Annotated in this window: 9 protein-coding genes; 4 read left to right on the plus strand and 5 right to left on the minus strand. The window is 45.7% G+C overall.

Annotated features, from left to right (window positions below; genetic code table 11):
- Nucleotides 1-7 precede the first annotated feature (7 nt).
- Nucleotides 8-856 carry a hypothetical protein gene (locus CPIN_RS24560; RefSeq protein WP_012792554.1) on the plus strand — a complete coding sequence of 283 codons (849 nt, stop codon included), beginning with the start codon at nucleotides 8-10 and terminating at the stop codon, nucleotides 854-856.
- A gap of 193 nt (nucleotides 857-1,049) precedes the next feature.
- Here the strand turns inward: CPIN_RS24560 and CPIN_RS24565 are convergent, their stop codons facing one another.
- Together CPIN_RS24565 and CPIN_RS24570 are read right to left on the minus strand one after the other, a co-directional pair.
- Nucleotides 1,050-4,100 carry a response regulator gene (locus CPIN_RS24565; RefSeq protein WP_012792555.1) on the minus strand — a complete coding sequence of 1,017 codons (3,051 nt, stop codon included), beginning with the start codon at nucleotides 4,098-4,100 and terminating at the stop codon, nucleotides 1,050-1,052.
- Between the two features lie 3 nt (nucleotides 4,101-4,103).
- The gene (locus CPIN_RS24570; protein ID WP_012792556.1) at nucleotides 4,104-5,270 is read right to left on the minus strand and encodes a lycopene cyclase family protein; all 1,167 of its coding nucleotides are present in this window, start codon (nucleotides 5,268-5,270) and stop codon (nucleotides 4,104-4,106) included.
- Nucleotides 5,271-5,451: 181 nt separating this feature from the next.
- On the opposite strand from CPIN_RS24570, the gene CPIN_RS24575 reads away from it, so the two are divergent.
- Complete coding sequence (locus CPIN_RS24575; RefSeq protein WP_012792557.1) at nucleotides 5,452-6,084, plus strand: MarR family winged helix-turn-helix transcriptional regulator; 633 nt, start codon at nucleotides 5,452-5,454, stop codon at nucleotides 6,082-6,084.
- Between the two features lie 2 nt (nucleotides 6,085-6,086).
- Here CPIN_RS24575 and CPIN_RS24580 read toward each other — a convergent pair whose 3' ends face one another.
- From CPIN_RS24580 to CPIN_RS24590, 3 genes are all read right to left on the minus strand, one after another.
- Nucleotides 6,087-6,518 (minus strand): SRPBCC family protein, encoded by a 432-nt coding sequence (locus CPIN_RS24580; RefSeq protein WP_044222386.1) that lies wholly within the window; start codon nucleotides 6,516-6,518, stop codon nucleotides 6,087-6,089.
- A 130-nt stretch (nucleotides 6,519-6,648) separates the two neighbouring features.
- The gene (xrtN, locus tag CPIN_RS24585) at nucleotides 6,649-8,010 is read right to left on the minus strand and encodes an exosortase N (RefSeq protein ID WP_012792559.1); all 1,362 of its coding nucleotides are present in this window, start codon (nucleotides 8,008-8,010) and stop codon (nucleotides 6,649-6,651) included.
- Complete coding sequence (locus tag CPIN_RS24590; RefSeq protein WP_012792560.1) at nucleotides 8,003-10,483, minus strand: XrtN-dependent VIT domain-containing protein; 2,481 nt, start codon at nucleotides 10,481-10,483, stop codon at nucleotides 8,003-8,005. The genes xrtN and CPIN_RS24590 overlap by 8 nt, the downstream gene beginning before the upstream one ends.
- 271 nt (nucleotides 10,484-10,754) lie before the next feature.
- Here CPIN_RS24590 and CPIN_RS24595 point away from each other — a divergent pair, with 271 nt between their 5' ends.
- Both CPIN_RS24595 and CPIN_RS24600 read left to right on the plus strand, forming a co-directional pair.
- A complete protein-coding gene (locus CPIN_RS24595; RefSeq protein WP_012792561.1) occupies nucleotides 10,755-11,036 on the plus strand; it encodes a DUF427 domain-containing protein in 282 nt (93 codons plus the stop codon).
- Between the two features lie 26 nt (nucleotides 11,037-11,062).
- A complete protein-coding gene (locus tag CPIN_RS24600; RefSeq protein WP_012792562.1) occupies nucleotides 11,063-12,445 on the plus strand; it encodes a mercuric reductase in 1,383 nt (460 codons plus the stop codon).
- Nucleotides 12,446-12,454: the final 9 nt, after the last annotated feature.

The raw sequence follows: 12,454 nt of genomic DNA on the forward strand, positions 1-12,454 counted from the left end.
AGCGATCATGAAAAATCATTCATACCTTTTATTAGCACTGCTGCTGACTGCCTGTGTCGAAAACAAACAACATGAGCAGCAGGCCGACAGCACCGTACAGGAAGCAGAAAAACCGGCGAAAACCAAACCTAAGCCCACTACTGCTCCGGAAGGCAAAAAACCGGTTACGGAGAAGATTATCAGGGAAAGGGCAGCCGGTACCGTTACACTGCTGGATGAGGCCAATGGTAAACCTGTGGCCCAGGTAAATGATAACGTAGAACTGGAAGCAGGTATTCCTACCAAAGGATGGTCAGCCACCCTCGTCACGACAGAACTGACCGATGCGCAACAGGAAGGGCAGGTACTGAAAAAAGGATCTCCGATCATTGCAAATGGTAAGACTGTCGGTAAGGTGTTAGAGGATGTTGTTATTGAAATGACTTTCAAGAACGATAAAGGGGTGAACACCGGCGTATTCCATGCCGCTGTACAGCAAGACAAACTCAAACAGGCCACTATTATTGAAAATGCACTGGCAAACTACATGAAAGCACAACCGGAGAAAACAAAAGCCGGGATGGAATCTTTCATACAGCAATTCCAGCTGGAAGCCATGGATAATAACAAGCCATATATAGAATACTACAACTACGAAAGCGCAGCAGACGATCCGTCTCCTGGTTTCCGTACCGTACTGGTATTCCACAAAGACAAACTGATTGGTGTGGTTGATTCAAGAAAGTTACAGCTGGAAGGTGTAAAGTATACGACACTTGATCGTGGTTATCATGGCTATTTCTTTACTGAGACGGATGAAAAGCTGAAACAGGCGTATATTAAGAAGTTTAACTTCTTCGTGAACAATGCGGACTAATTCAATTAGGAATTAAGAATTAGGAATTAAGAATTATAAGAAAGGAGCTTCTATCACTGGAAGCTCCTTTCTTTTTATAAGACAATAAATTGCTGATTTCACCATATTACATTTACCCATAGCAGTCAATTACACCCATAGAGCCCAATCCTTCGAATTCTTAATTCTTAATTCCTAATTCTTAATTCCTAATTTACCCATAGGTTGCAATCTGCTCTTCCATCAACTGAATCGTCAGCAAAGATTCCAGCTGCATTGCTTCCATCAGCTGACTGAATTCCGGCTCATGTTTCACCGTCAGCATATCCAGCTCATCAGCAATACGCGATAATTTACTCAAACCTATGATCTGAGAGGTACCACGTATCTTATGCCCGATACGGTTGATCTTGCGGATATCTACCGCTGCTGCTGCCGACTGTAATTCTGATATCGCCGATTTCAATTCATCGATCGTCAGTTTTAGCAACTGTTTTAATACCGCCCTGTCCTCTCCCATCAGGTATGTCTCTAAGGTAGCAATATTGAAATGCTCTTCTTTCACTTCCCTGACAGTAGTGAGATGCACGGGTTCTTCTTCCACTGGAACGGTCAGCCATTTCCGGAAGAGTTCCATCAGTTTCTCCTGTATAAGCGGCTTGGAAATAAAGTCATTCATACCCGCCTCCATACACTTTTCTCTTTCTCCTTTCAGGTTACCGGCGGTCAATGCAATAATGGGTATACGCTGTCCTCCTTTGATCTCGCGGATGCGGCCTGTTGCTTCATAACCATTCATGATAGGCATCTGTATATCCATGAGGATCAGATCAGGCAATTGTGCGCGGCAGATCCGGATAGCGTCTATACCATCCTGTGCCTCATAAATACGGGCATCATGTGCGATACGTTTAACGACGGTGGTCGCCAGCAACATATTAATCGGATTATCCTCCACAATCAGGATATTTAAACGGCCACCAATCCATTGTTCTGCTTGCTGTTCCTGCTGGTGGCGTTTTCGCTTTTCTTTATTGATCAGTAAGGAAAGACTATTATATAATTCATGAATTTTAATCGGTTTCACCATCCGTTGTCCGATACCTAATTGCTCACAGGCGGTAATGATCCGTTCATCATCAGAAGAGCTATGCAACAGTACAATGCCCTGTTCACGGGGTTTCATACCGAAATGATGTCGCATCTTTCTGACAGTTTCCAGTCCGTCCATATACGGCATGTGATAATCCATAAGGATGATGTCATAACCATCATTGGCCGATAATAATTCCAGTGCGTCAAATCCGCTACGGGCCTCCGTACAGGAGATCCCTTTCATCTGTAACATCTCCTTCAGGATATGACGGTTGTTGTCATTATCATCTACGATCAGGACGTCTTTGATACGTTCCAGGTTATCCTGGTTTTCGGCGGGCGCTTCTACCGTGGTTAATACAATATCAAAATAAAAAGTACTACCCTGACTAACACCGCTTTCAATGTGTAGTTCGCTTCCCATCAGTGCCAGCAGCTTATTGGAGATGGTCAGTCCTAATCCGGTACCACCGTATTTTTTCGTGGTGGAAGCATCTTCCTGGCGGAAGGCTTCAAATATCTTCAGCTGCTTTTCCGGTTTGATACCGATACCGGTATCCCTTACTTCAAAGCGTATTTTTGCTTTGTCGTCTTCCAGGAATTCCAGGGGATGTACCTTTAATTCGATCTCTCCGTTACTGGTGAATTTAACCGCATTTCCCAGGAGATTAATGAGGATCTGTTTCAGGCGGACTTCATCAAACCAGGCAAACCGGGGTAATTGTGTGGATACATTCAGCAACATCTCCAGACCTTTGTGCTGGGCCTGATAACTGACGATATCACTTACCTGGCTGCTGAATTCATATAGATCGTATTTGTCAATATCCAGTTCGAGTTTACCGGATTCTATTTTAGAAAAATCCAGGATATCATTGATGATGCTCAGCAGGGCGTTGGCCGACTGGTTGACGATAGACAGATACTGGTGCTGTGTTTCATTCAGATCAGTCTTTAAAACCAGTTCGGTAAACCCGATCACACCGTTTAGAGGCGTCCGGATCTCATGGCTCATATTGGCCAGGAATTCTGATTTGGCCATATTCGCCTGCTCCGCCTGTTGCTTGGCGGCGGCCAGATTGGACTTCTGCAGGATCAGCTGGTGTTCCGCTTCTTTGGTAGCAGATATATCCTGGAAGGTGCCATACAGACGTTTACATTTGCCGTTTTCAAATTCAGCGTTACCAATCGCCCTGACCCATTTCTCCTGTCCTTTCGCAGTGATGATCTGCAACTGCAGATCCCAGGCTTCCCCTGTTTCCACACTAATGCGGAGCGCTTCTGAAATAGCCTCCCGGTTATCCCCTTCTTTATAAAAACCGATGGCCGTGGCCATGGTTGGCTGAAAATTACCAGGTACCTCGTGAATAGCCTTTGTGACGTCAGACCAGAACAGTTCCCGGTTCACCAGGTCAGCTTCCCATCCCCCGATACGGGACATCTGGCTGGTACGTTCCAGTATCTCACGGGTACGCTTGAGGTCTCTTTCCAATACCTGCCTTTCCGTTACATCAATGGCGTTGCCGATCACATAAGATTCCCCCTTGAGATTCCTGAACAGCACATTGTTGAACAATACAGAGCCCATGGTCCCATCTTTATGAATGGTAATCATGAGACCATGCGCTTTCCCTTCCGTACCGATTTTCTTCAGATAAGCATGGAGCTCATTTTCATATTGGGCAGGAACGATGTCGGCCAAGGTCATGTCCTTCATTTCCTCGCAGGTATAACCCAATATAGCTGCACAGGCATTATTTACGCTTAGTAACCTGCCTTCCAGGTCGTGTGTACACATCAAACCATGAGAATTCTCAAAGAAAGCCCTGAAATTGCGCTCGCTATCCAGCAATTCCTCATAATGATAATGATCTGTAATATGAGAGACGATCTCCTGGACCAGCAAGGCGATTGCCTTTTCCTGGCCACGGTCCCACTGAAGTGAACGGGTATCGCTAAGCGTAAGGGTACCCAGCATACGCCCGGTATTGTCCTGCAGATCGTATGTACGATGGAATGAAGCTTCAGGTACGGTTATAGCAATGCCATGTGCAATGACAACGGATGGCTGTTGATCATCACTGATAGAGATCGTTGCTACCTGTACATTGCAAACCAAAGCCGCTAATTCAGTCAATCTATTTAATTCCTGCTGTAGTATTGCATTCAAACACTAAAAACTTTTCGCTGTGGATGAAATTTGTCCTTTCAATTTCTTGAATATTTCTGTTGCAAAAGCCCGTTTGTGTAGAGTTGTGAAGATACGTAATTCTTCCCAACACGAGGTTTCATGATCCAGGAATTTCAGAATAGTAGCAGGTGCATTTCGCTGGAATAAGCGTGAAAAGAGCCCTTTTAAAGATACCCCGGGCAACGCGAGTAAACGAAGAAAGATGCTGTTATAAAAACTAAAACGATCAAAACGGATGCCGCCGGTAGCAGGATGCTCCCCATCCAGGAGCCGCTGGGCGATATGTTGCGAGTGCCGTTGTATAAAGCGGAACGCGTGACCGCCGGAAGCTTTGATATCATAAGCGCCGGTACCGAGATAGATAATCCTGTCATCGACACTGTTACGGGCATATTCATACAGGGGTATATGCCCGGTCTCTGAATGACTGATGCTATAAAGGCTACATTGTAATTCCTGTCGCATATAGCGCTGTAACACCATATCGTACATCTCCTCACCAGGTATTTCCTCCGCAATAAGTGTATACGTTATCACTGCTCTCGTAGAGGAATATGGCAGGGTATAAAAGAAACCGCTATCGTCTAATGACACCGCCTTAAAATCCATCAGGGTGGCCATATCCGGGTCAAAACAAGGTGTGACGGTCTCCACCTGCCAGCTTTTAAAAGACCGGATCAGGTTGCTCTCCGCAGCGTCTGACGCCAGCGGAGGCTGACCACTTTTAAACACATATTCCGCTGTAAAACGTTGTCCGTCGATAATCACTGCCGATTTTCCCCGTGTGTTAAAAACTTTCCCTATCAACCCTTTCCGGACCGTTACATTGGGAGCTGATGTAATGAGCTTTTGGGTATAATCGTAAAAGCGGTCGGCAGTAATCATTTTATAATGATAGGGAGCGATGTCTAGCACCTGATGGCCCTCACTACCCGTAAATGATAGTTTAGCCCAGTAGTGAGAGACAATCTCGTCAAACAGACCGGGATCCTTTTCCCAGAAACACCAATGCTGCCGGTGTTCCTTGTCTTCAATATCTTCTACCAGAAGAACTTTTTTACCCGCCAGTTTGCGGGCATGAATAAGATGTACAGCCAGGCTTCTTCCAGCGCATCCGGCGCCGGCAATGATGTAGTCGAAATGTTCCATTCAAACCGTTTTTCAATTCCGCTATGGGGGGTTCTTCAATAATAAAAATGTTGTGTGCAGGGGAAACAAGTATGTTTACACACCAAATTGGTACAATAATATATCATTAAGTGGTAAGTATAAAATGTTTTTATACCAGTTTTACTATATAATCTTATTATTATTGCCAAAATAGTTTTCATTGGATTATACATTCCTGAAAGACCTGATCGTTCTCGCTGAAGAATATGAACGATCGACGGGTAAGGAGCCAAAAACAAATGACTTCATTGCCTGGTTACAAACAAGGGAACTACCGCCGGTCCCTTTTCACGACACACCGCTTACAAAAGAAGGATATGGCGATGCACATACGCCTGGACTGATCAGTAAACTGATCGTTTATATGTACCGTTATGCCAAACTGTATATAAAGAGAGCACTGGAAGGATCTCCCCTTCAGTCGATGGACGAATTCGGATACATGGTTTCCCTGCTGCAATATGAACCTATGAACAAAACAGCGTTGATACAGCAGAACAGGCATGAAAAGCCCACCGGTATGGAGATTATCAAAAGGCTGGTAAAACTGGGCTATATGGAAGAAACCATACATAAAGAAGATAAACGCAGCAAGGCGCTGCGCGTAAGCGTAAAAGGCAGGGAATTGCTGGCTGGCCTGTACGGCAATATGGATAAGATCTCCCGGCTGATACTGGGCGACCTCAGTCCCCTGGAACAGTATCGGCTGGTAGTGACCTTACAACGGCTGGACGACTATCACCATCCTATCTTTATGGATAATCTTTCCAGACTGGATGATCTACTGGAATAAGACTATGCCTTTTCTACGAACTCCCGCAGGGAAGTACCGATCAATTGGGTCCAACCCATTACAAAATTCTCCTTTTTGAAGCTGGCATTGTCCTGCGGGAAAGTCTCCAGACCGGCATGTGTCAGTTTCAACCTGGTTTTATCTCCCTCAGGGAACAACTCAAAGCTGACCAGGGAATCCCCCTTAAAACCTTCATACCGCCAGCTATAAGTCAGCTTACGATTTTCTTCCACCTCCGTTACCTTACAGAGGTGTTTGAACCGTTCCCCCTTCGGGCCTATCCCGTAGAAGTGGAATGCGGCGCCTGATTCGGCTTTGAAATCAGGCGTATCAAAATACCATTGCTTCATCTGCTCCTTGCTGGTAATGGCTTCCCATACCCGCTCTACAGGAGCATCATATGTACGTTCAATAACAAATGGTTCGCTTGTCATGTTTTCTGATAGATTTGAAATGTTAGCGGAATAAAACATTATTTAACCGATCGGTTACAAATACATAAGAAACCATTTGGTTACAGAAATTATTCTAGGGAGATCAGCGGTGAGGGACTGTCTGGGCAGCTTAGAAGTACATTGACAGGCGACGTTTCGCCAGCAGTTCTTTTACCGCCAGCTGCAATTCCTTCTCGGAAGCAGCCGTAACATTGACCAGCGAATAGGGATGCGCCCCTACAAGCGCATCCCAGCGCCATTGCAACTGGCTGTTGGTTGCTACTAACCCATTATCATACCACCAGGCCGTATAAAGAATGTCCTTTTGTTGCTGTAACCGGGCGGTATAGATCTGGTGACCGTCAACCGGCGTCTCCTGTACCCTGTAAAAGTTATAACCGCTCCCCTTCCAGCAGATCATGGGATGGTGTTCAGAATAGTAGCCGTTGGGGATGTGTTTGATGTACACCAGCAAACTATCATTCTGCAATTTGACAATATCTCCGGGTAGTCTGGTCACCGCAAAACCAGGGATCCCCGGCGCTTGTTTTATGGCCACATTGTCAGCTACTACAAAAGGTTTGTATACAAATGCCAGCAACATCACACTGACCAATGACACATGCAGTAACACCATTTTCAATGCAGAACGCAATATATAACGACGCCTGTGTACCTGCTCCGGATAGCCATATCTGTTGATCATCCAGCGTAGCAGAAACAATGCAGGTGCGATCACATACACCAGCAAACACATGATACCCGCCACATCGTGTAACACGGTATCCGGCATGATACGAAGCCATACCAGGAAGATAATACGCAACAGATTGGACCCTATATTAAGTACCATGACAAGCAGCAAAGCCACCAATACCAAACGTGCAGACAATACTTTCTGATACTTCCGCTGGTAAAAACCGATGATCATAATCGCGCACAACAGTGCTGTAACGGTCATCTGTAAACCCATACAAGCGGGGTCTACAGAAAACTCTTCTCCGTTCATGACAATCATATTGCCTTGTACGCTGATACCACCTCCCATCAATTGCAATGCAGCTCCTGCCCACTTTGTCAATACCAACCGGATCGGAAAGCTGAACACATCCGCCACACTTTTAAATAGCGGCGTGATGATTCCCAGCACCATTAAAGGCAAAGGATTGATACGCCCAAAAAAGGTTTCGGCCAGGAAAAGACAACCACATATGGCGGCAGTCCAGAGCAAAGTATTGGCTGGTACCAGCAGATAAAGCAATAAGGGCAGAAGTGCCAGCAAAAAGAAACGGAACCCTCCTTTTTCACTATGTTTAAAGGAGGTGACTGTTACCAGCACCAGCACACCCAGTATGCTGCTGGCTGAAAACCAGTCATGATAGGCATGAAGGCCATAAAAAAGGATGAACCCATAACAGCCGAAGATCAGCAGCGGCCAGCAGCGACCCGCGTATATCGTCTTCAGCAGTATATGATAGAAATGCTTAGCCATTGATCCAGTTAAATCGTTTTGAAAAAACAGTGCGGTATTTCAGTCCTATGAGCAGCAACACAGCTACAATGATCAGCACCCACTCGTGTGGTTCCGGCACGGCTCCTTTATGTTGTATCGCGGCATTCTTCAGATTACCATTACTATCCTTGATATTAAAACGGTCGTAGTCTGCCTGTGTCTCCAGGACGATCAGACTGGACAAAGGAGTCACAATATGCGCTTCCTGCGCTTCCGCTACCAACGTATCCGCCGTTTCTCCGCCTGTCAGCAAATGTGGACCCATCGCATGCATAATATGATTATACGCAAATAAACGTTGCAGGTGATCAGGTGCAGTTGTACCGCCTGTTCCCGCCTGTGCTGTAATCACCATATCAGCCGATTCTATCACAACACGCTGATCATTTTCAATATCCTGCGGGAAACGTTTGCGCTCTAACAATGCCTGTAAATCGCTCATTTCTCCCTGGTCATAGCGGAAGCTGCGGCATTCTTTTAATGTACGCAGATAGGGCGATAAGGTTCCCCCCAGGTTGAATAACATCACATGATGCGATGCGCCTAACCATTGCTTCAGCTCAGTTGTAAAGGTGCAATTGCCCAGGTCATCAAAACCCGGTGACTGCATAACGCTTTTTGTGATCAACAGGGATTTATCGGCATCGGCAATTTTATGGAAAGGAAACAGGCTAAAACGCTGCGCGGATAATTGCTTGTACAATTCATCGCTGTTAGCAGCTGTCATCTCCCGTAATTCGGCACCTGCAGCCACCCATACCCGATAGTTGCTCAAAAGCGCGCATACCTTATTGACTTCAGCAGCAGTCCAGGCACTATTGATATCCAGGTAGACCGCTTTAATATCCGCCTCGCCCAACTCTTTCCTGTAAGGCGCCGCTATATAGGTCACACCTTTATTGCTGAATACCTGATGCGCCAGACCTTCATCTTTCAGAGACACTTCCCACGATTCACGGTAACCACCGGCATTCACCAGGGTTTGTCGACCCTCACGACTAAACGCCGCTGAGTAATGCAGGTCAGCAGGTACCGTTTCAAACTGCACATCTACCCGCTCACGGGCACCATTAGCCGAAGGACCCTTAAACGGAACGTTGCGGTATACCAGCTGACCATGCTCCAGCGACAAGGGGGCTGTAATACCGATCTTGAACTGACGCTCCTCTCCTGCTAATACCGGAAATACACGTACGGCTACCATATTCCCTTCCCGCCAATGCACGACAGAAGGATCTCTGCGCTCATAACCTACGATGCTGGTATAGGCGCTATCCGCTTTCGCTTTTGTGGTCAGAATACCCTTCTCTTCTCTGTTATTGATCCAGAGAGAAAGAGAAGAGACGACAGCACCTTCGGGCAACTGAAATCTGTAAATAGCCTCTTGCTGATTGAAACGGTCTTTCTCTCCTTCATTCTTGACACTGATAGTCTTTTCCGTATAGCCGAGGCGTAGTGCGGGCCAGATCTGCGTAGCTGTCTGTACATGTGAAGTAACAAGATCTTCATCCGACCAGAGATGCAATTCCTTATCTGCCTGATGGTCATACAAAGCATCCAGTATATGTGTACGATCCTCCCAGGGAACAAAAACTGTCCCTCCCAGGGTAGCAGCAATCATCACCAGTGGATCATGTAATACCCGCTCGCTCCGGGATCTCCCAAAAAAGAAGTTGCTTTCTCCCCAGTTGTCCGGTACAGTATAACCCATATCTGACACCAGCACTTTCTGTGCAACAGGACCAGATGGGATTTTCGATACAAGATTCACCCATTGAGGCAAACCATTTTCGGAAGTATCAATGACATATTGTTTGTTTATCTCTAATACAGTCATGCGCCAGAGCGACGCATAAATCACTATCAGTAATACCGTCGCTCCGATACCGGAGAAGAAGGCGATATCATAGCTACTCCTTTGCTGACGGTTCTTTCTCCATACGCGGATCGTATATACGCAAAGTAATAAAGGCAGAATCGCATGTAAGGGAATCCCCAGTAAAAAGAAGCCCATCATACCATACAGACTGAAAGGAAATATATATACCGTCATATACAGGAAACAACAGAAAGACAGGCCCAGCAGAAAGAACATGCATAGTCTGACTAATACCGGCAGGAAGCGCAGATAAGCAAATGCCAGGTAGTTTACTGCACAAAGGATAACAGTGGCGGCAAACCAGGAGGCTGATGCCGCGAATACATCAAAATACCTGTTCAGGGAATAAGCACTCACCAGGAATATCAGCAGAAACAGGATCATCAGGGGTAATCCGTCTCTTTTCTTTTTTAAACGCCCGCTGATCAGCAGTGCAATAAAATAGGTACAGGTAAAGAAATAGTTGGCAAAGAACCAGCCGATATATTCGTCTTCTCCTTTCGGCGGTATCACCTCACCGATACAAAAAAAGATCAGTGTCAGTACCAGTACAAATATTCCGAAATTGTACATATTGTCCTTTAACCGTGTTTCAAGAATTCTCAGAGGTATGGATCGTCCTTTCATAATATAAAGCACTTTGAAATACAAAGAAGATTTATCTAAAAAAAGCCCGGTAGGGCATTATGTGATTTTACACTCACTTTGAAACACAAAGTAAGTAAAAGAAATTGATCCGTGCAAATTCCAATTCAAAAAAAAGTCCTATCTTCTGATTTGCCATATAACACCCCCATGGTATAATATTTGGGCCTGTAATCATAACACATTAAACGACAACACGATGAAAGCAATCTGGCACAATGAGGTTATTGCGGAAAGCGACAAAACGGTGGTAGTCGAAAACAATCATTACTTTCCTCCGGCATCGGTAAAACTGGGATTGCTGAATCCTTCAAACACACATACAAATTGTGCCTGGAAAGGAGAAGCTTCTTATTACGATGTCAATATCAAAGGTAAAGTCAACCACGATGCAGCCTGGTTCTACCCTGCGCCAAAGCAGGCGGCAGAAAACATCAAAGGCTATATCGCGTTCTGGAAGGGAGTAGAAGTCGTAGAATAAGCATAAGTAAACGCAAAAGCTGAGTTATGAGAAAATTTGATGCAATTGTCATTGGCTCCGGCCAAGGTGGTGTTCCTTTGGCTAAAAAGCTGGCTAAAGCCGGCTGGCAGACAGCCATCGTAGAGAAAAGATGGATCGGCGGTACCTGTATCAATGACGGCTGTACGCCAACCAAATCAATGATTGCCTGCGGCGCTGCTGCCCATGTCATTGCAAACAGTCAGGAATGGGGTATCACCGTCAGCGATTTTAAAGTAGATCTTGAAAAGATTGTCCAGCGAAAAAACAAAGTAGTGGAATCCTTCCGTGGAGGTGCTACCAAGGGAATGGAAAAAACAGAAGGTTTGTCCATTATATACGGAGAAGCCGTATTCACCGGGGAGAAAACACTGAATGTGATCCTGAAGGATGGCGGAGAAGAAGCAATCACCGCCCCCCACATATTCATCAATACCGGTACCCTTCCCAAAATCCCCCCTGTTCCCGGTCTCGATACGATAAAATACCTGACCAATACCAGCATCATGGAGCTCACCAAACTGCCCTCCCATCTCGTGATCATGGGCAGCGGATATATCGGCCTGGAATTCGGTCAGTTATTCCGCAGATTGGGGAGTCAGGTAACGATTATTGATAGAGGCAAACAACTCTTAAAGCATGAAGATGAAGATGTTGCAGCCGCGGTAAAAAAAGTAATGGAAACTTCCGGCGTCACCATGCATACCGGTGCAAATGTGCAGAAAGTAGAACAGATCGGCGATACCATCCGACTGCAGTTCACCGCCAACGGAGAAAACCTTACCATCACCGGCTCTCACCTGCTCGTAGCCATCGGACGTACCCCACAATCTACCTCTCTGCAGCCTGAAAAAGCAGGACTTGCATTAGATGACAAAGGTTACTTTAAAGTGAACGATCAGCTGGAAACCAATGTATCGGGTATCTATGTATTGGGCGACGTAAAAGGCGGTCCCGAATTCACCCACATTTCATACAACGATTACCTCGTTTTGTACAAGAGATTGGTCAATAAAGAAGATACATCTATTAAAGATAGACCCGTACCTTACTGCATGTTTACCGACCCTCAGTTAGGACGTATCGGACTGACTGAAAAAGCGGCAAAAGAAGCAGGATACGATGTGAAAGTTGCCTGCCTCGATATGACGCGGGTAGCCAGGGCCATAGAGACAGGTAACACACAGGGATTTATGAAAGCTGTTATTAATGCTAACGACGATAAATTACTGGGAGTTGCTATCTTGGGCCCCGAAGGAGGGGAAGTGATGTCGGTAATGCAGATGGCAATGCTCGGAGGTATCACAGCTAAACAACTGAGAGAAATGATATTCGCGCATCCACTGTACTCAGAATCAATTAATAACCTCTTTATGACATTGGAAAAATAACCTTGCACA

It is taken from the genome of Chitinophaga pinensis DSM 2588, assembly GCF_000024005.1.
GTDB classification, from domain to species: Bacteria; Bacteroidota; Bacteroidia; order Chitinophagales; family Chitinophagaceae; genus Chitinophaga; species Chitinophaga pinensis.